Below are 26,044 nucleotides of genomic sequence, written 5' to 3' on the forward strand. Positions count from 1 at the left end.
CCTCGATCAGGATTCCAGCTCGGCCAGCCGGCGGGCGTTGGAGGTGGCTGCTGCGTGAATAGGCTTGAGGCCTTCGCGCGCTATGCGTACCGCAATGCCTGGGAACTGGCTCGCGGCGTTGACCGTGCCGGCTGCCGACTGCACGAATGCGTCGCCATGCGCTGCCGCCTGGGCCGGCGTGACGCTGCCCGCCAGCGAGAAGAAAGCCGTCGTGCTCTGAACCCATTGCTGCAGCACGCGGTTGGCGAGCGAGAAATGGCTGCGGTGCCACTGCTTCACCATCGCAATGCCCGATTCGCTCGCGGCCGCGAGCTTCTCGTCGCCCATGAGCTGGAATTCCGCCAGGTCGGCCGCACTGGGCGCGAGCCCGGCCTTGGCGATGCGTTCGGTCCGGATGCGGATCACCGAGCCGGAGGACAGCAGCATCTCGTTGGTCTTGAGCGCCAGGTCGAGCCACTGCATGAGCGGATTGGCCAGACGGGCGGCGGAGGTAAGAGACGACATGTGGGGCGGTGCGCTCGAAGGCGGTTGTAGGAGGTCGGACCACTATAGGCTTCGCTGGCTGCAAATGCTGCAGCGCAACAAATCTGACTCTGCATTTTTGTTGATCAAGTCCTACTTTCCGATGTGGAAATTACGTGCTGTGCGAATGCCGGACGCGGCGGAAATTAATGATGCCGACTTATTTCCACTTCATGCATCCAGAAGTCGCATCATGAGATTCCACGCTTCCGCACCCCTTCGAGCCGCCGTGTTCGCGGGCCTTTTCGGCCTGCTGGGCACGGCGGCCCATGCGTTCGAAGACAGCGCACGCGGTATTTATTTCGAAGGGGGCCGTGCACCGCACGGCGAAATGGGCAGCACCAACTCGGCCACGGTGGGCATGACCTTCCCGTGGTCGCTGCGCCAGCCGGTTCAGGAAGGTGCCCTCACAACCTACTGGGACGTGTTCCTGAGCAACTGGCACGCGCCCGCGCTGGGCAACGGCCCGCACGACTACGCGCAGATCGGCGCGATCTACACCTGGCGCTATCGCTTCGACCACGGCAGCTCGCCCTGGTTTGCCGAAGGCGGCGTCGGCGGCAGCGTGATGGACCACGTCTACAAGACGCCCGACCGCAGCTTCAGCACCGCCTTCCAGTTCACCGAGGTGCTGGGCGTTGGACGCAGCTTTGGCGAACACGGCGAGCACGAGCTGTCACTGCGCCTGCAGCACTTCTCGAACGGCGGCATCAAGAAGCCGAACCCGGGCGAAAACTTCGTCAAGCTGCGCTACACCTATCACTTTTAGCGCCCTGGCCTCGCCGGAACGCGCAGCCGCCTGGCCCTCGCTTCGGTGACCAGATAGCCCAGCGTGGCCACCACCAGCGGCAGCAGGTAATACAGGCCGCGATAGGCCAGCAGCGCGCCGAGCAGCTTCGCTTGTGGCACCTCGTGCGCGAGCAGCGCCACGAACACCGCCTCGAGCACGCCGAGCCCCGCCGGCACATGCGTGATGACGCCTGCCACCGCCGCCACCAGCAGCACTGCGAGCACCTGCGCGTAGCCGACCTGCCCCTGCAGCAGGAACCAGATCACGCCGCCCATCAGCGACCAGTTGGTGCACGACATGGCCAGCTGCAGCAGCGCCATCGGCAGCCCCGGCACCTTGAACGCATGGCCGCGCACGCGCCAGGTGCGCCCCTGTGCCGTGGCGCACAACACCAGGTAGGCCAGTGCCGCCGTCAGCAGCACCGCGCCGAGGATGCGCAAGCCCCCGCCATCGATCTTCCAGTTGGGCGGCAGCGTCATCGGCCAGAAGCAGAAGGCCGTGCCGGCCACCACGAGGTAGCCGAGCCAGTTGGTCAGCATGCTGAAGCCGAGCACGCGCGTGATGGTGTCGTTCGCAAGCCCCAGGCGCGAATAGAGCCGGTAGCGGAACGCCACGCCGCCCACCAGCGAACCGAGGTTGAGGTTGAAGGCGTAGCTGATGAAGGTCACGCCCATCACCGTGCCCGTGCCGAGCCGGTGCCGCGTCAGGTGCCGGCCCAGCAGGTCGTACGTGCTGTAGAGCGCAAAGCTGCAGGCCACCAGCGCACCGGCCGCGAGCAGGAAGATGAGAGGCAGCGCGCGAATGGCGTCGAGCACCTCTTCCCAATCGATGGTGCGCGCCTGCCGCACGAGCAGCCAGGCGATCAGCGCGAAAAAGCCCCACATCGCCGCGCGGCGGGCCCAGGGCCACCAGCTGTGGCGGGAGAGTGCCATCGTGCTCATTGCGATACGGCCTTTCCGCTCAGGCGGTTTCCGTCTGCGTAGCACCGCCGGCCGGATTGCTGCGCCCGGTGTCGCGCCGGCTCGCAAGGTCGGTGGCCTCGGCCGGCGTCAGGCGCGGCACGTGGCGCGGCAGGCGGCCCAGCAGGGCCGGATACCAGCGCAGGATGTGGAAGACGAAGAAGCTGCGCACCAGCCGCCAGCCGCTCCATTCGCTGGCGAGGTCGGCCGCCTCCACCTGCTTGCAGCTGTGCCGCATCAGCTGGTCCATGCGCTCCCACAGCACCTTGTTGAAGGCTTCGTCGCGCACGATCACGTTGGCCTCGAGGTTGAGCGACAGGCTCAGCGGGTCGAGGTTGCTCGAACCCACGGTGCTCCACTTGTCGTCCATCAGCGCGACCTTGCCGTGCAGCGGGCGGTCGCAGTATTCGTAGATGCGCACGCCGGCGTGCAGCAGGTGGTGGTACAGCATGCTCGCGGCGGTCTTCACGATCGGCATGTCGGGCTCGCCCTGCAGGATGAGCCGCACGTCCACGCCGCGCCGCGCCGCGCGCCGCAACTCCTTGATGAAGCGGTAGCCCGGAAAGAAATACGCATTGGCGATCACGATGCGCTCGCGCGCCGTCCGGATCGCGGCGCGGTAGTGGCGCTCGATGTCGTTGGTGTGGCGCCGGTTGTCGCGCGTGACGAACATGGCTTCGGCCTCGCCGGCGTGCACTTGCCCGGCGCGAGGCGCCTGCTTCAGCCGGCGGCGGAACCAGCCCGCGCCCTTGCCGCCGAGCGCGATGGCGCGCAGCACGAACTGATGGATCTCCGCCACGATCGGCCCCGCGAGTTCGACCGCATAGTCCTGCTTGGCCTTGGGGCCGAAGTCGAGCAGGTGGTCCGCCGAATAGTTGATGCCGCCGACGAAGGCGCGCTCGCCGTCGATCACCACGATCTTGCGGTGCATGCGGCGAAACACGTTGAGCCGCTGGCCCATGAAGCGCTGCCCCGGGTCGAACACACGCACCTTCACGCCGGCCGATGTCAGGCCTTCGATGAACTCCCGCGAGAGATCGGGTGAGCCGAAGCCGTCGATCAGCACATCGATCTTCACGCCGCGCTGCGCCGCTTCGCGCATGGCGGCATGAAGCTGCATGCCCACCTTGTCCTCGAACAGGATGAAGGTCTCGATGATCACCTCGCGCTGCGCCTGCCGGATGGCGTCGAACACGCGCGGGAAGAACTCCTCGCCGTTCTCCAGCAGCTCGATGCGGTTGCCGCCGATCCAGCGGTTGTTGTTGTTGCTCATGTCTTGCCCGCTCACAGGTCGATGTCCGCCACCAGCGGGGCGTGGTCCGACAGGTGCGACCACGGCCGGCGCGGCAGCACCACGGGCGCGTGCACGCCGGCATTGCGCACGTAGATGCGGTCCAGCTGCAGCACCGGGAAACGCGCCGGAAAGGTCCTGGCCGCGCGGCCGTGGGCGTGCACGAACACCTCGCGCAACGCGGCGCCTTTTTCCAGGATGTCGTGCGCGCGGCCGCGCCAGTCGTTGAAGTCGCCCGCCACGATCAACGGCGCATCGGACGGCACCTCGTCGCGCACGATGTGGCACAGCAGCTCCAGTTGCTGCTCCCGGTGCGCCTCGGCCAGCCCGAGGTGCGCGCAGATCACATGCACATCGACGACGCGGCCCGGCAGCCGCAGCACGCAGTGCAGCAGGCCGCGCTTCTCTGGGCCGCTCACCGACACGTCGTGATTGCGGAAATGCACGATCGGGAATTTCGAGAGCACCGCATTGCCATGGTGGCCTTTCGGGTACACCGCGTTGCGCCCGTAGGCGAACTGCGGCCACATGGTGTCGGCCAGAAATTCGTAGTGTGGCGCCTCGGGCCAGTTGTTCACCCTGCGCGAATGGCGCGAGTGGGTGCCCAGCACTTCCTGCAGGAACACGACGTCGGCGCCCACGGTGCGCACGGCATCGCGCAACTCGGGCAGGATGAACTTGCGATTGAGCGCGGTGAAGCCCTTGTGGGTATTCACCGTCATGACCTTGAGCGAGGTCGGCAAGACCGGCGTGGCCGCCGCGGCGTCGGGAATGGGCGAAGAAGACATCGTTGTGCGGGTTGTACGTGGCCCCGCGCGCGCTGACTGTAGGAACGCGCCACCTTCTTGGGACCCATTCGCCCCTTTCGCTGCGCGGCGGCGGGCTCCCCATGGCGGCCAGCTCCTACAGGCAGCCCTGCCGCACCCCCACACGACGGGGATTTCACCGCTCCTACGGTGAATTCAGGGCTCGAGAAAAGCAGCCCGCGTTTTCATCCACCGATACCGATACAAGCCACAAGGAGCAAGCCATGAAGCAAGTCACTTTTCGCGCCACGGTTCTCGCCGCGCTGCTGGGCACGGCAGGCATCGCCCTGGCCCAGACCACGTCCATTCCCGCCCAGCCCGATCCCTCGGCGGGCGGCGAGGCCAGCACCATGACGCCGGCCGGCGTCGCCAACCCGCCGCAGCGCCCCGACAACTCGATGCCCGCATCGCGCGAAGCGGTGAAGGCCGAGGCCCGCGCGCAGAACCGCAGCAACGCCACCACGATGGTGCCCAAGGGCGAGGCAACGACCATGATCAACCACCAGCCGAACGCCATGCCGCAGCCGACCGGCGAGATGTCGCGCGCTGAAGTCAGCCAGACAGGGCGCAAGGTCAAGCCGCAGTTCGGCCAGAAGGGCGAGCGCCCGAACGTGGTGACCAACCCGACGGACAAGGCCGGCACCGGCACGCCGGATTAGGGCCTGTTAACACAAACGAAGTCCGTCGGCGATCAGCGCGAAGCTGATGAAGCCGACGAACATCACGTCGAGTTTCTCGAAGCGAGAGAAGATGCGGCGATAGCCCTTCAGGCGCCGGAACAGTCGCTCCACCTCGTTGCGGCGTTTGTACATCTCACGGTCGTACTCCCAGGGCTGGAGCCGGGTCTTCAGCGGCGGCACGACGGGGATGAAGCCCAGATCGAGCGCGAGTTGCCGGGTCTCATTGCCTTCATAGGCGCGGTCCATGAGCAGATGTAGCGCTCGATCCGGCGCGCCCAGGCGGCTGAGCAGTGCGCGCCCTGCAGGCGCATCGTGCACTTGGCCCGGTGACAGCGAGAACGTTACGGCCGTTCGAGCATCCGCGGCAACCATATGAATCTTGGTGGTCCACCCGCCTCTGGATCTTCCGATCGACTGGGGGCCGTTTTTTTTAACGCCCCCGTGCCATCGGGATGCACCTTCACAATGGTGCTGTCCAGCGACACGGCCTCGATTCTGATACGCACGACTTGGGCTTGCTGAAGCTCTGCGAAGACGCGGTCCAGCACGCCGCTCTTGGACCAGCGGTTCATGCGCGTGTAGATGGTGTGCCAGTTGCCAAAGCGCTTGGGCAGGCCGCGCCACTTGCAGCCGTGCTCGGCGACATACAGGATTGCGTTCAACACACTCAGATTCGACAGGCTGACATTGCCCCGCTGAAGGGGCAGGCAGTGCTCGATCTGAGCGAACTGGGCTTGAGTGATCTCCATGCATGAAGTGTCTCGCATCCCTCATGGTTGGCTCAATTAGTGTTAACACGCCCTAGTCGGCAAGGCCGCCCGTCGAAGAAAAAGCCCGCAGCGCGAAAGCGTTGCGGGCTTTTTCTTCGACAGCGCCGTCACCGGCGCGTCGCGGGCGGGGGTCAGCCCTTGGCGGGTGCCGGCGCACCGCGGTGGCCGTCATGACCGCGATGGCCATCGTGGCCACGGGGGCCGCCGAAGTGCGCGGTCTCGGCGTCGAAGGTCTTCTGCTGCTCGGGCGTCAGCGCGGCATAGAAGGTCTTCGTGGCGTCGGCACGCTTGGCGAACATCGCGCTGCGCTCGGCCTGGCGGGTCTGCATGCGTTCCAGGCGCTCCGGCGTGGTCAGCTTGGCGAACTCGGCGCGGTCCATGTGCGGGCGCGGACCGGCGGGCGGCTGCGTCGCGGTGGTGAAGGAGCTCCACGCGCCTTCCTGTGCCGAAGTGAGCTTGAGCTTTTCCTTCAGGGCGGCAAGACGCTTGGCGCGGTGCTCCTGCATGCGCTCCATGCGCTTGGCGGGGTCCATGCGCTTGTGCTGCGCCTTGGGCGCGGCGGCGCTGTCGGCCTGGGCCACCGCGGCGGCGGCGGGTGCGGAGGGAGCAGCGGCCGGCGCTTGAGCAAAGGCGCCCGAAGAGGCGAGGGCGGCCGAACCCAGCAGGCTGGCCCAGACGATGCGTTGGCGAAGAGAAATCATGAGAGTTGCTTCCTTTCGAAGAAGCCCGCCACCGATGGGCAGCAGGTGAGACGAAGTGTGGAAGAGCTCTGTGTCGCGCCAGTTAGCCCTGCGTGAGCTTGCGTAAAGAATGATGAACCGCGACCGTGGGCACAACGCATGGCGTGACTTATTGCCTCGATTGGCCGGCCACAGTCGCTTCGGGGGTGAACAGGCTCAGCCCAGCTTGCCATTCTGGAAATCGTGCACCGCCTGCTTCACCTGCTCCTGCGTGTTCATCACGAAGGGCCCGTATTGCACGATGGGTTCGTGCAGCGGCTTGCCGGCGATGAGCAGCGCGCGCGCCGGGCTGTGGTTGGTTGCGCCGGCGCGCAGCACCACGCCGTCGCTGCCCGCGTCGTTGGCCAGGATCGCCATGCGCCGCGTCGGAATTTCGCTGCCCGCGATCCACAGCGATTCGCGGAACACGTAGACCAGCGCGTTGTGATCGTCCGGCAGCGGCTGCGCGAACTCGGCGCCCGGCGGCAGCGTGATGTCGAGGTACAGGGGCTCGGTGTGCTCGCGCCGCACCGCACCCTCGATGCCGTGGCTTGCGCCAGCAATCACGCGCACGTGCGCGCCGCCGGTGGTGGTGAACTCGGGAATCTCTTCGCTCTGGACGTCGCGATACCAGGGCTCGCGCATCTTGTCTTTGGCAGGCAGGTTGAGCCACAGCTGAAAGCCTTCCATCAGGCCTTCTTCCTGCTCGGGCAGCTCGCTGTGCACGAGGCCGCGGCCGGCGGTCATCCACTGCACGCCGCCGTTTTCGAGCAGCCCTTCGTGGCCCTCGCTGTCGCGGTGGCGCATGCGGCCCGCGATCATGTACGTGACGGTCTCGAAGCCGCGGTGCGGATGGTTGGGAAAGCCGCCGATGTAGTCGCCCGGGTTGTCGCTGCCGAAGGCATCGAGCATCAGGTACGGGTCTAGCCGCTTCTGCAGGGGCTGCTGCAGCACGCGGGTGAGTTTCACGCCGTCGCCGTCGCTGGTGGAAACACCGGCCACGATGTGGTCGATGCCGCGTGGCGTGGCGACGGGATCGGTGGGGTGGTTGGCGTGGTGGTTGGCATTCATCATGCGTCCATGGTGGCACTAACGCGCCCGCCGCGCCACCCGCCCCGTCAAGGCCACTGCTGGCGCTGCCAGTAGTTGTACTTCCAATGCGTCTCGAAGCCGGCCCGGCGGTAGAGCGACAGCGCCGGGTGGTTGTGTGCATCGACCTGCAGGAACACCCGCTCGAAGCCGCGCGCCGATGCGGCCTGCGCCAGCCCGGCGAGCACGCGCCCCGCAAGGCCGCGCCCGCGTTGCGCCTGGTCGGTGCGCATGCCGTGCACGCTGGCCCAGCCGTGGCCGAACGCCATTGCGCCGGCCGCCAGCGTGCGGCCGCCTTCGCGCACGCTGGCATAGAGCGTGCCCTTGGCCCGCGACAGCATCCGCACGCGATGGGCGCCGTCCACCGGATCGAAGCCCTCGCCGAGGAACAGCGCCGACCACGCGTCGTCGGGCGCGCGGTCGACATCGGCCAATGCGCCGCCCGGCGCGACCACCTGCCGCATGCGCTGCACCGACCCGATCTGCACGCAGGTCGGGCTGTCGCCGATGTAGTGCCGCCGCTCCAGCTCGGCGCGCAGCCCGTCGAAGCAGGGCGCGTCGGCCAGCCGCAGCGCGGGCACGACCTGGCGGCTGTCGTAGCGGTCTTCGATGCGGTCGAGCGTTGCGTGATCGACCGCGCTGCGGTGCAGCGGCACGGCCGATCTGGCGCGCTTCACGGTGCCGCCGGCAAAGGGCAGCAGCCAGCCGTCGAGTTCCTCGGTCAGGTCGGGCGACACGGCCGCGATGGTGGCGCGCTCGATGGCTTCGATGTCGGTGACGTTCAGTGTCATGGTGTTCATGGCGTGGCCTCCGGCGCCGTGAACTTCGCCGCGGCCACGCCCTTGAGCAGCGTTTCGCGCTGGTTCCGGCTGATCCCGCGGATGCCCTCGGCAACCCACTTGATGCGGTCGGCGTCGATGTGGCCGTCGCGCCGCCATTGCTCGAGCACGGCCTGCGGCTTGTGCAGCATGGCGGCGAGCCACACGGCCTGCGCCGGTTCGAGCGTGCGTGCGCTGCGCTTGAAGTAGCGGCGCGCCGCGGCCTCGGCGCCGCAGATGTTGCCGCCCCAGGGCGCGTTGTCCAGGTACAGCTGCAGGATGCGGGCCTTGCCCAGCGTCTGCTCCATCTCGACCGCGTAGAGCAGCTCGCGCAGCTTGCGCTCGGCCGTGCGGTCGCTGCCCGTCACCAGCAGCTTGGCCAGCTGCTGCGTGAGCGTGCTGCCGCCGCGCCGGATCTGGCCGGGCTTCTGGTTGTTGTCGATCGACGCGAGGATCTCGGTCAGGTCGTAGCCGCTGTGGGTGAAGAAGCGCTGGTCTTCTGCGGCGATGACGGCGCGCGCCAGCCAGCTGTCGTTGGCGAGCTTGGCCGAGGGGCCGCAACTGGTGCGCGCGTTGAGCATGGCCTCGGTGCCCAGCCCCTCGACGGTGAACTGGCTGATGACGGGTTGCACGGCGAAGGTGGCCTCGGGCAGCACGAGCTGGCCGCGCAGCGCCAGCGTGCCGCCGATGCGTGCGCGCTGCAGTTCGGGCAGGGTGGGCACCAGCACCGCGTACCAGCGCGCGATAGGTGCGTCCTGCACGCTTGCGTTCAGGTGAATGTTCTTCGGCGCGAGCCTGCCGTCCCAGTTGCCTTGCAGCCGGGTGGTGTCTGTGCCTTGGGGCGTGGCCTCGAAGGTGCCGTTGAGCGTGTTGCCGTCGCGCTTCACGGTGGCGACCAGGCGGTCGACCCTGATCGGCTGGGTGCCGAGCGCCGGCACCTCTGCACTGCAAGGCGCGCACTGCATCTCGAGCAGCTCGCCGGCCGGCTTCCAGGCGAAGCGCACGGTGCCGAAGCTGGTGTCGAGCGAGCGCCCGTCGAGGTAGGGCGCGAACCACGACGAGGTGGCCACGCGCACTGCGGTCGGAATGCCGATCTCGAAATTCAGCGGGCCCGTCTTCACCGTGGTGCTCCACTCACCCGCAGCCGGCGCGAGCGCCAGCTTGACTATCAAAAAGATAGCTACACACGCTGTAATGACCAAGGCCAGCAGGCCATAGAGCACGAATCGCAGGATCTTCTTCAAGGCACGTTCTCGGATCATCAGATCGGTTTTGCCACCGTGACAGCTTGCCACGGCCCATGGGACTGGCCGCTGGCCGCTGCCCAGTACCAGCTTGAAGTGTCTGTGAAAGCAGTGCCCCGGGCATCGACGATGCGCTCGCAAACGCGGATTTTTTGCGCGCCGTGCCGTTGCGCAACAAAACAGCGCCACATGCGCTCCTGCGCGTCGCGTTCCAGGCGCGCCTGTTCGATGCGGTAGCCCAACGCGCGATAGCAATCGGTCGCCGGGTGCAGCATGCGCGTGGGCTGCGCCACCTCGCGCATCACCAGGGTCTGCGTGCCATCGGTCATGCGGCCGATGGCGCCGGGGAAACGATCGGCAAAGCGCTGCTCCACGTCGCTCAGGGCCAGCGGGCGCAACGGAACGCCATCCCACTCGCTAGGCCATTCGTGCGACATCACGGCAGCAACCGGTTCGGCTGGTGCGCGCATGGCCGCGGTTGCCGACCACAGCACGCACAGCACCATCGCCAGCGCAAAGGCTGTCTTGTGGCCGATGCGGTTGATGAAATGGTTTGCAAACCAACGTTCAAAGAACGGTGTCGACATGGCGGCTTCCTTGGGTGGTGATCAGGCCTGGAATGGGGTGTTCGGCAGCTTGGGGTTCGGACTGCGCCGGCACCATGAGGCGGGCGATGGCGCCGCACACCACGGCCAGCACCAGCAGGCCCAGCGCGTTGTGTGCCCACGGCGCAAGCGGATGGCCAGCGCCTTCGAAGGCGATCAGCACGCTGTTGCGCACGATGTTCCCGGCCAGCACGAAGAGGCCGACCATCGGCAGGCGTTGCATGAAGGCGCGGTCGCTGCGGCGTGCCCACAGCGCGACGGCGCAGGCCGTGAAGTAGCCGAGCCACACCATCTGCACGCCCGAGCAGGGCGCATCGACGATCACCAGGCGGCCATCGATCATCAGGCTCGTGCCCTCGCGCGCCACGTCGAAGCCCGGCGCCAGCAACCAGCGGCTGACTTCGGCCGTCAGCACCCGCAGCGGATAGCCGGCGTAGAACTGCAGCGACGACAGCAGCGGCAGCGCGAGCACCGCAAGGCCGGCCACCGGAAACGCCGCCACGCGGCGCGGCAGAAAAGCCAGCAGCCCGCAAGCCAGCGCCAGCACGGCCACCAGCCCGGCCGCAAGCGGCGGCAGCGCGGGCACGAAGCCGAGCCCCGTGCGCAGCAGCGTCGCGAGCACTGTGCCGACGCCTGCCAACGCGAGCCAGCCCAGCCGCGGCGAGGCGCGCAGTTCATGCCGGCGGCTCCAGGTCAGCGCCGCGAGGGCAACCAGCGCCAGAAGGCCCATCGGATCGTCGGAGCCGTCGCGCATGCGCTGCACCATCCAGACCCAGGTCGGCATCAGCGCGATGGACTGCAGCCCCAGCCAGCCGGCGGCCGGCGTGCGGTCGATGTGGATGCCCCAGTCCACGATGCGCGGGTGGCGGTGGGCGAGCGTTGCCAAAGACATTTTTCTTCTCTCTCTTTTGCTTTTGTTCAGGCAGTGAAACGACGCGCGTCATTGCGGCGCGCGCGGCGGCGCAGCATCGCGAGCATCGACAGCACGACGGCGATGGCGCCCAGCGATTCGGGTTCGGGCGTGCTCGGCACTTCGGCGCCCAGCGCGAGATTGCTCACGCCCTGCGGCATCGGCAGCGGCTGGTTCACGCCCACGCTGTCTTGCGGCGCCACGTTGCGCACCACCTTGTCGACGGCGATGAAGCTCGTGTACTGCGTGAGCAGGCTGTACTTCAGGCCGAGCTCGGTGATGCGTTCCTTGAAGGCCGTGCCGCCTTCCAGCGTTTCCTGGTCGCTCAGGCTCTGGATGCGGTGGCGGGCCCACAGCGTGCGCAGCGCGGCGGTGTCCTGGCGGGTGCGGTCGTCGATGCGGACTTCCTGGCGGTACGGGCCGCTGGCGCCCTGGCCTTCGATGATCACGCGGCCCTTGGCTTCGCCACGCCATTTGCCGAACACGATCACCGGGCGTTCGCCGAGCACGTCGGGCAGGGCTTGAGGTTCCACGTCGTACACATCGAGCCCGCCGAAAGTGGCCTTCACGCTGGTGAGCACCGGCGACTCGACCATGCGACGAAACCGCGCGGCCTGCTCAGGCGCCTGCACCGGGTCGGTGATGATGAAGGGCTCGCCCATGCCGGCGCGTGCAATGCCTTCCATCAGGCTGCGGTTGACCGACGAACCGATCCCGAAAGCGAACACATTGGCCTTCGAGAGGTTGTTGCGCACCAGCTCGAAGGCTTCGCGCTCGACCGTCACGTAGCCGTCGGTCACCACCACGATGCTTCGCGATACGTTTTCTTCCTTGGGCTCGGCGTACGCGCGCTTGAGCGCAGGAATGAGTTCGGTGCTGCCGCTGCCGCTGTAGTTCTGGATGGTGGCGAGCGCCTGTTCGATGTTGGCGCGCGTGGCCGGCACCGACTTGGGCGAGAGCATCTTGTTGCTGCCGGAGAACAGCAGCACGTTGAAGGTGTCGCTGGGGCGCAGCCCGCCGATCAGGCGTTCGAGCACCGTCTTCGCGGTGTCGAGCGGAAAGCCGTGCATCGAGCCCGAGATGTCCACCACGAAGATGTAGTCGCGCGGCGAGATGGCGCTGGCGGCCACGGCCTTGGGCGGTTCGACCATCGCGAGGAAGAAGTTCTCTGCGTTCTCGCCTTGGCCCTTGTAGAGCATCAGGCCCGATTCGATCTTCTCGCCCGCCAGGCGGTAGTCGAGCACGAAGTCGCGGTTGTCGGCGGGGCGACCGTCGGCCTTGAGCGCGATGTCGGCGTGCTGGTCTTCGTCGCTCTTCTTCACGTCGATGGTGTGCGTGGCCGAGCGGATTTCCTTGATGCCCATCGGCGTGTCGATACTGGCCTTGAGCTTGAAGCTCGTGCTCGGCGCCACGCCAGCAGGCAGCGTGGGCTGCGCGACCCACTTGGCCTGCGCGTTCTCCGATTGCGGCGAGTTGTAGCGCGGCCCGACCACGGTCGGAAACACGAACTGGTAATTGCCCGACTGCGGCACCAGCAGCTCGGTGTAGCGCAGCTCCACCTTCACGTCGTCGCCGGGCAGGATGTTGGCGACGTTCATCTGGAACACATTGGGCAGGTGCTGCTCGAGCAGCGCGGCGGTCTTGCCTTCCTTCTTGGCGGTGTCGTACTCGATCTGCGCCTGCTGCTTCTCGCGGATCTGCGCGGTGATGAGCCGGTCGGCCAGGCGCACGTTGAGGCCGCTCACGGCAGCCTTGGTCGAGCCGGGGAAAACGTATTTCGCTTCAATGGCGCGCTGGCCTTCGTTGCGGTAGGTCTGCGTGACCGTCACGTCGGCGATCACGCCCGAGATCTTCACCGAGACCTCGGTGCCCTTCAACGGCAGGCGGTCGACCGAGGGATCGTCGCTCTTCACGAAGAAATAAGGGCTTTCGGTCTTCAGGCGCGGGCCGGCGGGGGCTTCCTGCGCATGCGCCGGGCGCACGCCCATGGCGATGAAGCCCGCGGTCGCCAGGCTCACGGTGGCGAGCCAGAGCCAGCGGCCGGGACGTGGGGTGGTGATGTGGGCATCCATGGCGGGGGTCCTTGTCCGTGCGAACTTGCACAGCCGCAACTGTCGGCACCACACGAGAAGGCAGTTGGAAGGCTTCTTGAAGTCGAAAACACCCGTGCCCGGCTCTGTGAAGTCTGTGTGAAGCGAAGCGGCGCGCACGCTTCACACGGCCTTCGGATCGCGCGGCGAGCATCGCGGCTTCGCTACAGACGAGGAGAGAAAAAATGCTTCAGTTGTTGAAGGCCCTTCAGAGCTCGATGCTGGCCAAGGTCGCCGGCCTGTTCTTCCTGCTGTTGCTCCTGTGCATTCCGCTGGGGGAGATCGACTCGATCAACCGCGCCCGCGGCGAGAGCCAGCGCGAAGCAGCCGACGAGCTCGCCGCCACCTATGCAGGCCGCCAGACGATGGTCGGGCCGCTGCTGCTGGTGCCGTATGTGGAACGCTGGATGGAGCCGCTGCGCGACGCACAGGGCAAGGTGATCGGCCAGGAGCCGCGCAGCAAGGAAATGGCCCACGTGGTGTTCCCTGACAAGCTGCACATCGAAGGCACGATGGCGCCGCAGGAGCGCTATCGCGGCATCTTCAAGATTCCGTTCTACACGCTCAACGCCGCGCTCACTGGCGGCTTCACGGCCTTCGACCCGAAGGCCGTTCCGCACAGCGAGTCCGATTCGAGCATCGAATTCAAGGCTCCCTTCATTGCTTTCAACGTGAGCGACCTTCGTGGCCTCGACGGCTCGCCCGCGATGACGGTGGGCAGCGAGACACTGCGCTTCAAGCAACGCGTGCCGGGCCTGGCCGACGGTGCGTGGTTTGCAGACGGCATCCACGCGCCACTCACCGGTGCAGCGCTCAGTGCATGGCAGGCCAGCACACCGATCGCGTTCGAAATGAAGCTCGGCCTGGTCGGGCAGGACACGCTCTCCATCGCGCCCATCGCCGAGGAAACGACCGCGCACCTGACCTCGCCCTGGGCGCACCCCAGTTTCGGCGGCCGCTTTCTCGCGGCCGAGCGCAGCGTGACGCCGCAGGGCTTCGACGCGCACTGGCGTGTGTCGTCGCTCGTGACTTCTGCGCGCGAACAGGTACGCGCGGGTCTCTCGGGTCGCGGCAACGCCGCTGAAGCCGCCACCACCCAGGCACGCCAGAACATAGGTCCGCTGCAGACCTTCGACGTGTCTCTCGCGCAACCCATCAACGTGTATTCGATGAGCACGCGCGCCGGCAAGTACGGTGCGCTGTTCATCGGGCTCGTGCTGATGGCCGCCTTCATGTTCGAGCTGTTCCGCAAGCTGCGCCTGCATCCGATCCAGTACGGCCTGGTCGGCTTGTCGATCGCGCTGTTCTTCCTGCTGCTGCTCGCGCTGTCGGAGAAGTTCGCGTTCTGGATGGCGTATGCGGGTGCCGCCACGGCGAGCGTCGCGCTGCTGGCCGTGTACTTCAGCGCGGTGCTGGGAGGCTGGCGGCGCGGCCTGTCCTTCGGCGCCTTCGTGGCGCTGCTCTATGGCGCGCTCTACGGCCTGCTGGCTTCCGAAAGCAACGCACTGCTGCTCGGCGCGCTGCTGATCTTCGGCATGCTGGCCACGCTGATGCTCGTCACGCGCAAGGTCGACTGGTATGCGCTCTCGCGGCGCGTGGAACCGGCACCGGAAGCGCAGGCGGCATGAGACTGCTGCGGGTCATCGCGAGTGCATCGGGCTGGCTGGCCCTGGCCACACTGTGGTTCTGGGCCTGGCACCTGAAGGACCCGCATCTGCGCTTCATGCGCGCGTGGGAACTGCCCTTGCTGCTGGCGATGCTGGTGGCCGGCATCGCAATCGCCTGGCGGTTTGCACGGGGCAACTTGCGCCCGGTCGCTCTGGGCCTGGCATTCGCGGCCTTGCTGACTGCCCTGTGCAACGAGGCGGCCTCGCACCAGCACCGGGCCGAAGTGAATGAATCGGAGGGCCCGCTCGCACAGGCGCTGGGCGCGCATTTCATCGTCGGGTACGACGATGCGAAAAACCTGCGAAAGCTGGCCAGGAAGGGGCTGATCGGCGGAATCTTCGTAACCGGCCGCAATGTAAAGGGCCGCACGGCCGCTGAACTGCGCGATGAAATCGAGGGCCTGCAGGCATTGCGCCGCGAAGCCGGCCTGCCACCGCTGATCGTCGCAACCGACCAGGAAGGCGGCTCGGTTTCGCGTCTCTCGCCACTGGTCGAACGCCAGCCTGCACTCGCCTCGCTGCTCGACGCCGATGTGCCCGACAACGAGCTCACACAACGCGCCCATGCCTACGGCGCGCAACAGGGCAAGGCGCTCGCGGCTCTTGGCATCACGCTCAATTTCAGCCCGGTGGTCGACTTGCGGCCCGGCCGCGCACCGGGCCGCTGGGACTTCCACACCCGCATCGACGAACGCGCGATCTCGGCCGACCCCGCCATCACTGCGCAGGTGGCGCTCGCTTACGAGCTGGGCCTTGAATCCGCAGGCGTTCGCGGCACGCTCAAGCACTTTCCCGGCCTGGGCGGCGTGGCCGAGGACACCCACCATTTCGCCGCCGAACTGCGCACGCCTGTCGCCCAACTCGCGGCGCACGACTGGAAGCCGTTTCAAGACGTGTCGAAACATTCGGATGCCGCGATCATGCTCGGCCATGTCATCCTTATAGAGTTCGACGCCGAATATCCGGTCTCTTTCTCGCGCAAAATCGTGCAGCGGGTGATTCGAGGCGAATGGGACTACCAGGGCCTGCTCGTCACCGACGATCTCACGATGGGCGCAGCCTACAACCGCGGTCTTTGCGATGCCACCGTTCGCGCCCTTGGCGCCGGCGTGGACCTGTTGCTGATCGCCTTCGACCACGACAAGTATTTCGATGCCATGCATTGCGCGCTGCAGGCTGCGCGGCAAGGCACGCTCGACCTCCCGATGCAGGAACGCAGCAGCGCGCGGCGGCTCCAATTCTTTCGCTAGCCAGTAAGCAGCCAACTCTTATGTTCAAACGCTCAAGCTCCAAACCTTCCGACGACGGCAACGCGGCGTCCAACGAACCCCGCGCGCCATGGAAGCGCATTGCCGGCTGGGGCGCCATCGCGGTCGGCTCCGGCGCGCTCGTGGTGCTGGTTGCCGCCATCGTCGCTGTGGTCGCCATCTATCCAAAGCTGCCCGATGTGTCGGAGCTCTCCGACTACCGGCCCAAGCTGCCGCTGCGCGTGTACTCGACCGAAGGCCAGCTGATCGGCGAGTTCGGTGAAGAGCGCCGCAACCTCACGCCCTTCGCCAACATTCCGAAGGTCATGAAAGACGCGGTACTGGCTGTGGAAGACGCGCGCTTCTACGACCACGGCGGTGTGGACTACAAGGGCTTCCTGCGCGCAGCGGTGGCCAGCCTGAAGGGCGGCCGCAAGCAGGGCGCGTCGACCATCACGATGCAGGTGGCGCGCAACGTGTACCTGAGCTCGGAGCGGACGATGAGCCGCAAGACCTACGAGATCCTGCTGGCACTGCGGCTCGAACGGCAGCTCACCAAAGACCAGATTCTCGAGATCTACCTGAACCAGATCTACCTGGGCAATCGCGCCTACGGCTTTGCGGCCGCCGCCGAAACCTATTTCGGCAAGCCGCTGCAGAACGTCACCATCGCCGAAGCCGCAATGCTGGCCGGCCTGCCGAAGGCGCCCGGCGCCAACAACCCCGTGGCCAACCCGCGCCGCGCGCGGGCGCGCCAGCTCTACGTGATCGACCGCATGCAGGAAACCGGCTTCATCACCGCCGACCAGGCTGCAGAAGCCAAGAAGGAAGAACTGCACCTGCGCGACGCCGCCGATCCGAACCGCCTGCATGCCGAGTACGTGGCCGAGACGGTGCGCCAGATGATGTACGCGCAGTACGGCGACAGCATCTACACCAGCGGCATGAAGGTCTATACCTCGCTCGTGGCGGCCGACCAGGCAGCTGCCTACAGGTCGCTGCGCAAGGGCATCATGGACTACGAGCGCCGCCAGCCCTACCGCGGCCCCGAGAGGTTCGTCGACCTGCCGACCGAGCAGAAGGAAATCGATGAAGCCGTGGACGATGCACTGGCCGAACACCCCGACAACGGCGATGTGGTCGCGGCCGTGGTGCTCGACGCGAACGCGAAGGAAATCAGCGCCGTGCGCGCGAACGGCGAAACCATCCAGATCACGGGCGATGGCCTGAAACCCGCGCAGTCGGGCCTCGCGGCGAAGGCGCCGCCGAACATCAAGATCCGCCGCGGCGCAGTCATCCGCGTGGCGAAGACGCCGAAGAACACCTGGGAGATCACGCAGTTGCCCGAGGTCGAAGGCGCCTTCATCGGCATGGATCCGCGCAGCGGTGCCATCAAGGCGCTGGTCGGCGGTTTCGATTTCGGCAAGAACAAGTTCAATCACGTGACGCAGGCCTGGCGCCAGCCGGGTTCGAGCTTCAAGCCCTTCATCTATTCGGCCGCGCTTGAAAAAGGCTTCACGCCCGCAACCGTGGTGAACGACGCGCCGCTGTACTTCGATGCCAGCGCCAACGGCGGCCAGCCTTGGGAGCCGAAGAACTTCGAAGGCACCTACGAAGGCCCCATGCCGCTGCGCACCGCGCTGATGAAGTCGAAGAACCTCGTCACGTTGCGCGTGCTGGAGTCGATCGGCGCGCCCTATGCGCAAGACTGGATCACCAAGTTCGGCTTCGACAAGGACAAGCATCCTGCCAACCTGCCGATGGGCCTGGGCGCCGGCTCGGTCACGCCGATGCAGATGGCGGTGGGCTATTCGGTGTTCGCCAATGGCGGCTACCGCGTCAATCCGTACCTGGTCACGCGCGTCACCGACATGAGGGACAAGATCATCATGGAAACCGAGCCGCCTGTGCTCGACGAAGCGCGCCGCGCCATTCCGCAGCGCAACGCCTTCATCATGGATTCGCTGCTGCAGAGCGTGGTGAAGAACGGCACCGGCTTCAAGGCGCACCAGGCCCTGAAGCGCGACGACCTCTACGGCAAGACCGGCACCACCAACGACTCATTCGACACCTGGTTCGCGGGCTTCCAGCCGACCATGGTCGGCATCGCGTGGATCGGCTACGACACACCGCGCCAGCTCGGCGTGCGCGGTGAAACCGGCGGCAGCCTGAGCCTGCCGATCTGGATCGGCTACATGCAGACCGCGCTGCAGGGCGTGCCGGTGACGCAGCCCGCGGAACCGCCTGGCGTGGTGAACGTCGACGGCGAGTGGTACTTCGACGACTTCACGCCGGGCCACAACGTAGCGAGCCTGGGTCTGGAAAGCGAAGCGCCGCCACCGCCGGCCGAAGAACTCACGGGTGCGCCCATCGGAGCGCCGCCAGTACCGGAAGAACGCAACAGGATCCTCGATTTCTTCCGGTAAGTCGCAAAGCTGAAAAGAGAAGGCGGGTCGCGGTGCCTACACTCGGTGCTGCTTCCCGCCTTCTCTTTTTCTTCTCCACGCATCCATGGAAATTCTTACTCTGGTGGCACTCTTTGCCGCCGGCTTCTACATCCTCAAGTCCAGGGAACAGCGCATGCGCATCGCGCTGCTGGCCAGCCACCTCGGCCGCTACCAGATCGAAAGGCTGATGGAGAGCCTCACCTCCGGCTACATGCGCTGCCTCGGCGAAGACGACGCCGAGCGCCGCCAGCAGATCTGGCACCTGCTCGACGCCACCGAGGAAAAGCTCTCCGCCCAGTTCGACAGCTTCGCCACCGAGTTCTCGCGCATGCCCGAACCCGCCACGCGCGTGAGCAAGCTGCCGGTGGCCATTCCGCTGTTCACGCAGTTCTTTCCGGGTTCGACCTTCGATGTGCGCCAGGCCCTGCTCATCCACGCACGCGGCGTTGCCGGCGTGATGCGCAACGAAGCCGGGCGCACGCCTAAATCGAAAGCCTTCACCATGTCGGCCGAGCTGTTCCTGATGCAGCACACCTGCCACTGGTATTGCCGCTCGAAGACGGTGGCGTCGGCTCGCATGATCGGGCAGCACCAGACGCAGTACCTGCAGGCGCTCGGGGCTGTGAGTCCGGAAACTCGCAGCGCCTATTGCGCGCTGATCGGCCGCCCTCAGTGATGTGACAACAACGGCAGCGTGAGCGTCGCCACGGCGCCACCGCGCGACGCGTTGCCCAGATCGATCCGGCCGCGGTGCAATGCCGCGATCTCCTTCACGAACGCCAGCCCCAGCCCCGTGCTCTTCTTCTGGCTGTGCGGCCTGGCGAGCGAATAGAACTTCTCGAAGACTTTTTCCTGCGCGTATTCCGGAATGCCCGGGCCGTGGTCGCGCACGCTCACGCGGGCCAGCTTCGAGGTCGTTTCCAGCGTGAGCAGCACTTCGCTGTCGCGCGGTGAAAAATCGATGGCGTTGTCGAGCAGGTTGCTGATGGCGCGGCGCAGGAGGAACGGGTCGCCTTCGGCGCGGGCATCGTCGCGGATGTTCACGAGCAGTTTGATGTTGCGCTTGGCTGCCGCGGGTTGTGCGCTGGCGGCGATGTCGTCGATCAGCGAAGCCAGCGCCACCGGTTCTGTGCGGTCCAGCGTGCGCCTCGTCTCGAGCGCGGTGAGCTCCATCATGCGGTCGACGATTTCCTGGATGCGTTGCGTCTCGCGTTCGATGTTCTTCAGGAATCGTTCGCGCTCGGCATGCGGCATCGACGGCTCCTGCAGCAGCTCGGCCGCGCCGCGGATGGCCGAGAGCGGGCTTTTCACTTCGTGCGTGAAGGTCTGCACGTAGTCCGCCACGTAGTTGCGGCCGGTGAGGGCATCGCGCATTTCGCTGAAGCCGGTGCGTACGCCGTCGACTGCGCGCCGCGCCATGCGCACGAGGCTCAGGCTGCGCTGCGCGCGCACCCAGGCCCAGTAGTCGCGGATCAGGCCGAAGGGCCGCACCAGCCAGATCGAGACAATGAGCGTGAGCAGCAGCAACGCGAGTGCCGAGCCGACGCCCACCCAGATGGTTCGCACGCGGGCGTCTTCCACGAACTGGCCGAAGCTCTGCACCGGCTTGCCTACGCTGACCATGCCGACGATCTCGTTGTTCCAGCGGATCGGCGCGCCCACGTACATGACCGAAGTGCGCGGGTCGCCGTCGACATCGCGCGAAGTGCGCGCGCCGTACAAGCCGGCGAGCGTGCGGCTCACGTCGGCCCACTGCGAATAGTCGGCGCCCAGATGCCTGCCGAGCGAATCGAACATCACACGGCCGTTGCGGTCGGTGACGTACACGCGCAGTTCGACACGGCTTTTGTGCAGGTTGTAGATCTGGGCGGAGAACTCGCGCGCGTAGACCGTTCGGAACAGAGGCTCGAGCCGCGCCGTGTTGATGGCACCGGCGATCACGTCCTGCTCGACCAGACTGGCCACCAACTGCGAGGTTTCGACCAGCGATTCCTCGGCCGACTCGCGGTAGCGCGGGTCGATGTCGGAAACGACGCGGTACAGCAGGAAGGCGATGCCCGCCGTGTAGATCAGCAGGATGCCGATGAAGATCCGCGTGCGCCGGGTCACGACGCCTTGGCGGGCAGTTCTTCGTTCAGTGCGTAGCCGGTGCCGCGCAGCGTGCGGATCGGCTCCACTTCCGGCGCGATTGCCTTGAGCTTGGCGCGCAGGGTCTTGATGTGCGCGTCTACCGTCCGGTCGAAGCTGTCGCTGGAATCGTCCCAGACAAGTTCGAGCAGTTCGTCGCGCGTGAAGACGCGGCCGGGCCGTTGCACCAGCAGTCTGAGCAACCCGTATTCGTAACGGGAGAGTTCCAGCAGGCGTCCGTAATAACGAATCTGCATGCGCTCGTTGTCGAGCGAAAAGGGCAGTGCGGGTGCCTGTGAGCTCGCTGGAGGCGTCTGGGCCTGGATTTGATGGGGTATCCCATGGTTTGGAGCCGCGCCCGCTGTGGAGGCTCCTGCGCCGTTTCTGGCGCTGCGCCGCAGGATGGTCCGCACGCGGGCGACGAGTTCGCGCGGCGAAAACGGCTTGGCGATGTAGTCGTCCGCGCCCAGTTCGAGGCCCACCACGCGGTCTATTTCGTCGCTGCGGGCCGTCAGGAACACCATGGGCACCTCCGGGCCGCCCATGGACTGGTTCAGTGCCTGGAGGCGCTTGAAGAGCTCGAAACCATTGAGATCGGGCAATCCGATGTCCAGGATAGCCAGCGCCGGGGGTTCCTGCGCGAACTGGGCGATGGCTTCTTCGGCCGTGGCGCACCAGACCGGAATGAACCCGTCGCTCTTGAGGACGTACTGCAGCGTGTCGGCGATGCCTGATTCGTCTTCGGCAATCAGGATCCGGGGTTTGAAGCTCATCCACGAATGTTACCGAGGGGAGTGGACCGGGAGGACTGGTTTTGTTCAAAGGCGCCATCGACCGGCGCGGCCGTTCGCGGCTTTTTTTTCGCGCGCAGCTTTCCCTTTCCCTGTCTTCTTATTCTTCTTATTCAAATTAGTAGTAGTAGATAAGGGTTGCCCTCTTCTGTGGACATGCCGCTTTTTTCGTTATGTGACAAGCACTTGTCATGGCTCTGTCACTGTGCGCAGCTGCGCTTCCGGTTTGTACCCGCCACATGAACAACATTGGGTAACCGATCCGGCCTGTGGATAAGCCATGGCTTGTTCAAAAACTGTCCCCAGAGTTGTGCTTTGACTCCTTCCGGAAAATCTGCGAAAGGCGGTTTTTCCCCGGAGAAATTCATTGCTGAAAATTTGGGCGATCTGTAGATTTCCCTTTTAAATCAAAGACTTGCAACTCAGCTACACAGAAGTACCAACGTTATCCACAGAGTTACTCAAGGTTTGTGGGGAGAAGCTCGCCGGAACCTTCCGGCCCCTTCGACGACCGAACCTGATCCTTCATATTGCGAAATGTTGAACATGACACCTTCAGAAACAAAGTCGATAGTTACCCTGAGCCTGCTGGCTGCCTTTGTCGATGGTGAGAAGCACGAGCGTGAACGGGCCGAGATCAAGCGGATTGCCGAGGGCCTGTCGCAAGCCGATGGCCTGAACCTGCCGACGCTGTACCAGGACGTGCTGATGAAGCGCGTGTCGCTGGCCTCGGTGGCCGGAGAGCTGAAAAGCAGCGAAGCCAGGCAACTCGCCTACGAGATGGCGGTGTGCGTGTGCGATGCGGACGGCACGCAGTCGGAGGCGGAGCGCATGTTCCTGGCCGATGTGCGCACGTCGCTGGGGCTGGATGCTTCAGCGGCCGCGTTTTCGCAGCAGGCCGAAGACATTGCGGCGGTGCCTGTTGCTGCTGCTGCCGGCACCGCGGTCGCGGCGCCATCGACGCCGAATACGCCCGACACCACCGAGCTCGACAAGTCGATCCTCAACGCCGCCATCCTCAACGGCGCGCTGGAGCTGCTGCCCGAGACGCTCTCGACCATGGCGATCATTCCGCTGCAGATGAAGCTGGTCTACCGCATCGGCCAGTCGTACGGCTATCAGCTCGACAGCGGCCACATCAAGGATTTCCTGGCCACGGTCGGCGTGGGCCTGACTTCGCAGTACCTGGAGCAGGCCGGGCGCAAGCTGCTCGGTGGCCTCCTTGGCAAGGTTGGCGGTGGATTGCTTCGCGGGCTGGGCAACCAGGCCGTGAGCTCGGGGATGAGCTTTGCTTCGACCTACGCACTGGGCCATGTGGCCAAGCGCTACTACGCCGGCGGCCGCACGCTCTCTACGCAGATGCTGAAGGACGCGTTCTCGGGCGTGGTGAAGGAAGGGCAGAGCCTGCAGACGCAGTACCTGCCGGCCATCCAGGAAAAGGCCCGCACGCTGGATGCAGGCAAGGTGCTGTCGCTGGTGCGGGGCGCCTGATCTAGACCTTGCTCAGGTCGTCGAGGATGGGGCAGTCCGGCCTTGCGTCGCCGTGGCAGCAATGAACCAGGTGGGCCAGCGTGTTGCGCATGGATTGCATGTCGGCAATGCGCTGCTCCAGTTCACCAAGATGCTTTTCGGCGATGCGCTTCACGCTCGAGCTTGCGCGCCGACGGTTGTTCCACAGCCCGACCAGCTCCGCGATTTCTTCCATCGAGAAGCCCAGGTCGCGCGAGCGCTTGATGAAGCGCAGCGTGTGGATGTCGGCCTCCCCATATTGGCGGTAGCCGCTCTCGGTGCGCGCCACCGCCGGCAGCAGGCCCAGCCCTTCGTAGTGGCGGACCATGCGGGCCGACACGCCGGAGCGCTGCGCCGCTTCGCCGATGGCGACGTGGCCCGTCGTCATTGAACCGCGTAGCCCGCGTTCTCGATCGCGGCCACGATGTCCTTGCGCGGCTGTTCGCTCAGTACGTCGACATGACCCGTTTCCAGATCGACCGTGACCTGCGCTTCGGGGTCCACCGTTTGCACCGCGTTCTGCACCGCGCTCACGCAGTGGCCGCAACTCATGCCCGTGACCTGGAATTTCTGGCTCATCGTGGTAGCTCCTTGAAAGTGATTGACTGAGGACGCAAGTTTGAACCCTCTCACGATGTCAATGTCCAGCGCAGGGGCACTGAGTTTTTTCGCTTGACCTTGCCATGGTGTGAGGCTTTAGCCTTGGCGCATGGAAAAAGTTCTGCAGCAGCAAATCCCCGGCACCACCACGCTCGACCTCTCGGTCGGCGGCATGACTTGCGCCTCATGCGTGATGCGTGTCGAGCGTGCTCTGAAAAACGTGCCGGGCGTGCAAGACGTGAGCGTGAATCTCGCGACCGAATCGGCCCGCGTGGTGACAGGCGGCAACGAAGACATGGACGTCCTGCTGCGCCGAGCCGTACGGGCCGCAGGCTACGAGCCGCGCGCGGCGAGCACAGCGGCCGAAGAAGCCGCGCTGTCGCCGTGGCACGGTTTCGGCCCGGTCGCTGTCGGCCTGGCACTTTCGATTCCCTTGCTGGCACCGATGCTCGGCGATCCTTTCGGGCAAGACTGGATGCTGCCGCCATGGTTGCAACTGCTGCTCGCGACGCCGGTGCAGTTCTGGCTGGGTGTGCGCTTCTATCGCGCGGGCTGGCATGCGGCAAAAGCGCGCACCGGCAATATGGATCTGCTGGTGGCGCTCGGCACCAGCGCGGCCTTTGGCTTGTCGCTCTGGCTCTGGTGGCGCGCGGCCACCGGCGAGCATGCGGGCCACGGTGCGATGCCGCACCTGTACTTCGAGGCTTCGGCGGTGGTGATCACGCTGGTGCTGCTCGGCAAGTGGCTGGAGGCGCGTGCCAAGCGCCAGGCCACGTCGGCGATCCGTGCGTTGCAGCAGTTGCGGCCCGAAGTGGCGCACCTGGTCGGCGCGCGCGGCAAGGAAAGCGATGTGCCGCTGGCCGAAGTGATGGTGGGCGACCGCCTCGCGGTGCGGCCCGGCGAACGCGTGCCGGCCGACGCACGCGTGATCGAAGGGCAATCCGAAGTCGATGAATCGATGCTCACCGGCGAGCCGCTGCCCGTGGCCAAAGGGCCGGGCGATGCATTGACCGGCGGCGCGGTGAACGGCGATGGCCGCATGGTCATCGAAGTGAGCGCGATCGGCGCCGAGAGCGTGCTCGCGCGGATCATCCGGCTGGTCGAAGACGCACAAGCAGCGAAGGCGCCGATCCAGCGGCTGGTGGACAAGGTTGCGGCCGTGTTCGTGCCAGTGGTGCTGGTGATTGCGCTTGTCACACTGGCCAGTTGGCTGGTTGTGGGCGCGGGCATCGAGACTGCGTTGATCCATGCCGTGGCGGTGCTCGTCATTGCCTGCCCGTGTGCGCTGGGCCTCGCAACGCCTGTCGCGGTGATGGCGGGTACGGGCGTGGCGGCGCGTCACGGCATCCTGATCAAGGATGCGCGTGCGTTGGAAGTCGCGCACCGCGTCGACACCGTTGCATTCGACAAGACCGGCACGCTGACAATCGGCCGGCCGGTGCTCACTGCGCTGGTACCCGTGGTAGGCACCGATGCCAGTGAAGACCAATTGCTGGCGACGGCCGCCAGCCTGCAGAGCGGCAGTGAGCATCCGCTGGCCAAGGCGGTGCTGGCCGCTGCGGCGCAGCGCAACGTGCAGGCGCCTGCGCTGGGTGTGATGCAGGCGTGGCCGGGTCGTGGTGTGCGTGGTGAAGTCGACGGCGTGCACTGGGCCATCGCCAGCCTGCGTTGGTGTCGTGAACTCGACGCGATGCCCGACGCTGCGGAAGTCGATCGTCTGCAGTCTCGAGGCGCCACGGTGTCCGCGCTGTTGCGCTTCGATGAAGCCGGTGCCGCGCACGTGCAGGCATTGTTCGCCTTCGCCGACGAGCCCAAGCCGCAAGCTGCAGAAGCCATCCGCACGCTGCGTGCACGCGGCCTGCGCGTGGTGATGATTTCGGGCGACAACCTGCGTGCGGCTCAAGCCATGGCGGCGCGGCTGGGCATCGCGGCCGAAGACGTACGCGCCGATGTGCTGCCGGCCGACAAGGCGGCGCAGGTTTCAGCATTGAGGAAGAACGGGCACGTCGTGGCGATGGTCGGCGACGGCGCGAACGATGCGCCCGCGCTGGCCGCGGCCGACGTGGGCATCGCGATGGCGCCTTCGGGTGGCGGCACCGACGTGGCGATGGAAGCGGCCGGCATCACGCTGATGCGTGGCGATCTCGCGCTGGTGGCACAGGCCTTCGAGCTCTCTGCACGCACGGTCGCGAAGATCCGGCAGAACCTGTTCTGGGCCTTTGCCTACAACGTGGCCGGCATTCCACTCGCGGCTTTCGGCTTGCTGAGCCCGGTGGTGGCCGGCGCAGCCATGGCGCTGTCGAGCGTGAGTGTGATGGCCAACGCGCTGCTGCTGCGGCGCTGGAAGCCCTGACGATGCCTTT

The 26,044-nt window shown here is 66.1% G+C and carries 24 protein-coding genes; 8 read left to right on the forward strand and 16 right to left on the reverse strand.

The window, feature by feature from the left end; translation table 11 throughout:
• Positions 1-6: 6 nt before the first annotated feature.
• Positions 7-504: a polyhydroxyalkanoate granule-associated phasin gene (locus tag ACTG4X_RS00960; protein ID WP_093057143.1), complete on the reverse strand. Its 498-nt coding sequence runs from the start codon at positions 502-504 to the stop codon at positions 7-9.
• A 211-nt stretch (positions 505-715) separates the two neighbouring features.
• Between ACTG4X_RS00960 and ACTG4X_RS00965 the strand changes: the two genes are divergently transcribed.
• Positions 716-1,291, forward strand: a complete 576-nt coding sequence (locus ACTG4X_RS00965) for an acyloxyacyl hydrolase (RefSeq protein ID WP_097197548.1) — start codon at positions 716-718, stop codon at positions 1,289-1,291.
• Here the strand turns inward: ACTG4X_RS00965 and ACTG4X_RS00970 are convergent.
• The 3 genes from ACTG4X_RS00970 to ACTG4X_RS00980 are packed head-to-tail and all read right to left on the reverse strand — an operon-like array spanning position 1,288 to position 4,350.
• A complete protein-coding gene (locus ACTG4X_RS00970) occupies positions 1,288-2,253 on the reverse strand; it encodes a lysylphosphatidylglycerol synthase domain-containing protein (protein WP_440533080.1) in 966 nt (321 codons plus the stop codon). The two genes, ACTG4X_RS00965 and ACTG4X_RS00970, sit on opposite strands and share 4 nt — an antisense overlap.
• Before the next feature lie 19 nt (positions 2,254-2,272).
• Positions 2,273-3,544 carry a cardiolipin synthase ClsB gene (gene clsB, locus ACTG4X_RS00975; RefSeq protein ID WP_440533081.1) on the reverse strand — a complete coding sequence of 424 codons (1,272 nt, stop codon included), beginning with the start codon at positions 3,542-3,544 and terminating at the stop codon, positions 2,273-2,275.
• Positions 3,545-3,555: 11 nt separating this feature from the next.
• A complete protein-coding gene (locus ACTG4X_RS00980; protein WP_093057140.1) occupies positions 3,556-4,350 on the reverse strand; it encodes an endonuclease/exonuclease/phosphatase family protein in 795 nt (264 codons plus the stop codon).
• 242 nt (positions 4,351-4,592) lie between these two features.
• Between ACTG4X_RS00980 and ACTG4X_RS00985 the strand changes: the two genes are divergently transcribed.
• Positions 4,593-5,027, forward strand: coding sequence for a serine/threonine protein kinase (locus tag ACTG4X_RS00985; protein WP_093057139.1), 435 nt, complete (start codon positions 4,593-4,595; stop codon positions 5,025-5,027).
• A 6-nt stretch (positions 5,028-5,033) separates the two neighbouring features.
• Here the strand turns inward: ACTG4X_RS00985 and ACTG4X_RS00990 are convergent.
• The 8 genes from ACTG4X_RS00990 to ACTG4X_RS01025 form a co-directional block, all read right to left on the reverse strand.
• Positions 5,034-5,797, reverse strand: a protein-coding gene (locus ACTG4X_RS00990; RefSeq protein WP_097198224.1) for an IS5 family transposase whose coding sequence is annotated in 2 segments (ribosomal slippage) — positions 5,034-5,482 and positions 5,482-5,797 — 765 coding nt in all. Because the reading frame shifts where the segments join, the coding sequence is not laid out codon by codon here.
• 152 nt (positions 5,798-5,949) lie between these two features.
• Positions 5,950-6,519: a Spy/CpxP family protein refolding chaperone gene (locus ACTG4X_RS00995; protein WP_440533082.1), complete on the reverse strand. Its 570-nt coding sequence runs from the start codon at positions 6,517-6,519 to the stop codon at positions 5,950-5,952.
• Positions 6,520-6,714: 195 nt separating this feature from the next.
• Complete coding sequence (locus tag ACTG4X_RS01000) at positions 6,715-7,611, reverse strand: pirin family protein (RefSeq protein ID WP_093057137.1); 897 nt, start codon at positions 7,609-7,611, stop codon at positions 6,715-6,717.
• 44 nt (positions 7,612-7,655) lie between these two features.
• On the reverse strand, positions 7,656-8,426 hold the full coding sequence (locus ACTG4X_RS01005; protein WP_258352064.1) for a GNAT family N-acetyltransferase: 771 nt from the start codon (positions 8,424-8,426) through the stop codon (positions 7,656-7,658).
• On the reverse strand, positions 8,423-9,688 hold the full coding sequence (locus tag ACTG4X_RS01010; protein ID WP_440533083.1) for a biosynthetic peptidoglycan transglycosylase: 1,266 nt from the start codon (positions 9,686-9,688) through the stop codon (positions 8,423-8,425). The genes ACTG4X_RS01005 and ACTG4X_RS01010 overlap by 4 nt, the downstream gene beginning before the upstream one ends.
• Positions 9,689-9,705: 17 nt before the next feature.
• Entirely contained in the window at positions 9,706-10,275 is a 570-nt protein-coding gene (locus ACTG4X_RS01015) for a hypothetical protein (protein WP_093057134.1), read from the reverse strand.
• Positions 10,256-11,185 (reverse strand): exosortase Q, encoded by a 930-nt coding sequence (xrtQ, locus tag ACTG4X_RS01020; protein ID WP_440533084.1) that lies wholly within the window; start codon positions 11,183-11,185, stop codon positions 10,256-10,258. The genes ACTG4X_RS01015 and xrtQ overlap by 20 nt, the downstream gene beginning before the upstream one ends.
• Before the next feature lie 26 nt (positions 11,186-11,211).
• Positions 11,212-13,275: a VIT and vWA domain-containing protein gene (locus ACTG4X_RS01025; RefSeq protein ID WP_440533085.1), complete on the reverse strand. Its 2,064-nt coding sequence runs from the start codon at positions 13,273-13,275 to the stop codon at positions 11,212-11,214.
• A 203-nt stretch (positions 13,276-13,478) separates the two neighbouring features.
• On the opposite strand from ACTG4X_RS01025, the gene creD reads away from it, so the two are divergent.
• From creD to ACTG4X_RS01045, 4 genes are all read left to right on the forward strand, one after another.
• Positions 13,479-14,921, forward strand: coding sequence for a cell envelope integrity protein CreD (gene creD / locus ACTG4X_RS01030; protein ID WP_440533086.1), 1,443 nt, complete (start codon positions 13,479-13,481; stop codon positions 14,919-14,921).
• On the forward strand, positions 14,918-16,210 hold the full coding sequence (locus tag ACTG4X_RS01035) for a glycoside hydrolase family 3 N-terminal domain-containing protein (protein ID WP_440533087.1): 1,293 nt from the start codon (positions 14,918-14,920) through the stop codon (positions 16,208-16,210). Before creD ends, ACTG4X_RS01035 begins: the two co-directional genes overlap by 4 nt.
• A gap of 20 nt (positions 16,211-16,230) precedes the next feature.
• Positions 16,231-18,633 (forward strand): penicillin-binding protein 1A, encoded by a 2,403-nt coding sequence (locus tag ACTG4X_RS01040; RefSeq protein ID WP_440533088.1) that lies wholly within the window; start codon positions 16,231-16,233, stop codon positions 18,631-18,633.
• Between the two features lie 85 nt (positions 18,634-18,718).
• Positions 18,719-19,330 carry a hypothetical protein gene (locus ACTG4X_RS01045; RefSeq protein WP_440533089.1) on the forward strand — a complete coding sequence of 204 codons (612 nt, stop codon included), beginning with the start codon at positions 18,719-18,721 and terminating at the stop codon, positions 19,328-19,330.
• On the opposite strand, the gene creC is transcribed toward ACTG4X_RS01045, so the two are convergent.
• Both creC and creB read right to left on the reverse strand, forming a co-directional pair.
• On the reverse strand, positions 19,324-20,763 hold the full coding sequence (creC, locus tag ACTG4X_RS01050) for a two-component system sensor histidine kinase CreC (RefSeq protein WP_440533090.1): 1,440 nt from the start codon (positions 20,761-20,763) through the stop codon (positions 19,324-19,326). The genes ACTG4X_RS01045 and creC overlap by 7 nt on opposite strands.
• Positions 20,760-21,554 (reverse strand): two-component system response regulator CreB, encoded by a 795-nt coding sequence (creB, locus tag ACTG4X_RS01055; protein WP_093057126.1) that lies wholly within the window; start codon positions 21,552-21,554, stop codon positions 20,760-20,762. Before creB ends, creC begins: the two co-directional genes overlap by 4 nt.
• A gap of 564 nt (positions 21,555-22,118) precedes the next feature.
• On the opposite strand from creB, the gene ACTG4X_RS01060 reads away from it, so the two are divergent.
• Positions 22,119-23,063, forward strand: coding sequence for a YcjF family protein (locus ACTG4X_RS01060; RefSeq protein ID WP_440533091.1), 945 nt, complete (start codon positions 22,119-22,121; stop codon positions 23,061-23,063).
• A gap of 1 nt (position 23,064) precedes the next feature.
• On the opposite strand, the gene cueR is transcribed toward ACTG4X_RS01060, so the two are convergent.
• Both cueR and ACTG4X_RS01070 read right to left on the reverse strand, forming a co-directional pair.
• A complete protein-coding gene (gene cueR / locus ACTG4X_RS01065) occupies positions 23,065-23,469 on the reverse strand; it encodes a Cu(I)-responsive transcriptional regulator (protein WP_093057125.1) in 405 nt (134 codons plus the stop codon).
• Entirely contained in the window at positions 23,466-23,660 is a 195-nt protein-coding gene (locus ACTG4X_RS01070; protein ID WP_007833622.1) for a heavy-metal-associated domain-containing protein, read from the reverse strand. The genes cueR and ACTG4X_RS01070 overlap by 4 nt, the downstream gene beginning before the upstream one ends.
• Before the next feature lie 130 nt (positions 23,661-23,790).
• On the opposite strand from ACTG4X_RS01070, the gene ACTG4X_RS01075 reads away from it, so the two are divergent.
• Positions 23,791-26,034 carry a heavy metal translocating P-type ATPase gene (locus ACTG4X_RS01075; protein ID WP_440533092.1) on the forward strand — a complete coding sequence of 748 codons (2,244 nt, stop codon included), beginning with the start codon at positions 23,791-23,793 and terminating at the stop codon, positions 26,032-26,034.
• Positions 26,035-26,044 lie beyond the last annotated feature (10 nt).

The organism is Variovorax sp. YR566 (assembly GCF_051992195.1).
GTDB lineage: Bacteria > Pseudomonadota > Gammaproteobacteria > Burkholderiales > Burkholderiaceae_C > Variovorax.

Coding starts and splice junctions, on each gene's coding strand:
- ACTG4X_RS00960 (WP_093057143.1), bottom strand. CDS start 504: ATGTCGTCTCTTACCTCCGCCGCCCGTCTGGCCAATCCGCTCATGCAG.
- ACTG4X_RS00965 (WP_097197548.1), top strand. CDS start 716: ATGAGATTCCACGCTTCCGCACCCCTTCGAGCCGCCGTGTTCGCGGGC.
- ACTG4X_RS00970 (WP_440533080.1), bottom strand. CDS start 2,253: ATGAGCACGATGGCACTCTCCCGCCACAGCTGGTGGCCCTGGGCCCGC.
- clsB (WP_440533081.1), bottom strand. CDS start 3,544: ATGAGCAACAACAACAACCGCTGGATCGGCGGCAACCGCATCGAGCTG.
- ACTG4X_RS00980 (WP_093057140.1), bottom strand. CDS start 4,350: ATGTCTTCTTCGCCCATTCCCGACGCCGCGGCGGCCACGCCGGTCTTG.
- ACTG4X_RS00985 (WP_093057139.1), top strand. CDS start 4,593: ATGAAGCAAGTCACTTTTCGCGCCACGGTTCTCGCCGCGCTGCTGGGC.
- ACTG4X_RS00995 (WP_440533082.1), bottom strand. CDS start 6,519: ATGATTTCTCTTCGCCAACGCATCGTCTGGGCCAGCCTGCTGGGTTCG.
- ACTG4X_RS01000 (WP_093057137.1), bottom strand. CDS start 7,611: ATGATGAATGCCAACCACCACGCCAACCACCCCACCGATCCCGTCGCC.
- ACTG4X_RS01005 (WP_258352064.1), bottom strand. CDS start 8,426: ATGAACACCATGACACTGAACGTCACCGACATCGAAGCCATCGAGCGC.
- ACTG4X_RS01015 (WP_093057134.1), bottom strand. CDS start 10,275: ATGTCGACACCGTTCTTTGAACGTTGGTTTGCAAACCATTTCATCAAC.
- xrtQ (WP_440533084.1), bottom strand. CDS start 11,185: ATGTCTTTGGCAACGCTCGCCCACCGCCACCCGCGCATCGTGGACTGG.
- ACTG4X_RS01025 (WP_440533085.1), bottom strand. CDS start 13,275: ATGGATGCCCACATCACCACCCCACGTCCCGGCCGCTGGCTCTGGCTC.
- creD (WP_440533086.1), top strand. CDS start 13,479: ATGCTTCAGTTGTTGAAGGCCCTTCAGAGCTCGATGCTGGCCAAGGTC.
- ACTG4X_RS01035 (WP_440533087.1), top strand. CDS start 14,918: ATGAGACTGCTGCGGGTCATCGCGAGTGCATCGGGCTGGCTGGCCCTG.
- ACTG4X_RS01040 (WP_440533088.1), top strand. CDS start 16,231: ATGTTCAAACGCTCAAGCTCCAAACCTTCCGACGACGGCAACGCGGCG.
- ACTG4X_RS01045 (WP_440533089.1), top strand. CDS start 18,719: ATGGAAATTCTTACTCTGGTGGCACTCTTTGCCGCCGGCTTCTACATC.
- creB (WP_093057126.1), bottom strand. CDS start 21,554: ATGAGCTTCAAACCCCGGATCCTGATTGCCGAAGACGAATCAGGCATC.
- ACTG4X_RS01060 (WP_440533091.1), top strand. CDS start 22,119: ATGACACCTTCAGAAACAAAGTCGATAGTTACCCTGAGCCTGCTGGCT.
- cueR (WP_093057125.1), bottom strand. CDS start 23,469: ATGACGACGGGCCACGTCGCCATCGGCGAAGCGGCGCAGCGCTCCGGC.
- ACTG4X_RS01070 (WP_007833622.1), bottom strand. CDS start 23,660: ATGAGCCAGAAATTCCAGGTCACGGGCATGAGTTGCGGCCACTGCGTG.
- ACTG4X_RS01075 (WP_440533092.1), top strand. CDS start 23,791: ATGGAAAAAGTTCTGCAGCAGCAAATCCCCGGCACCACCACGCTCGAC.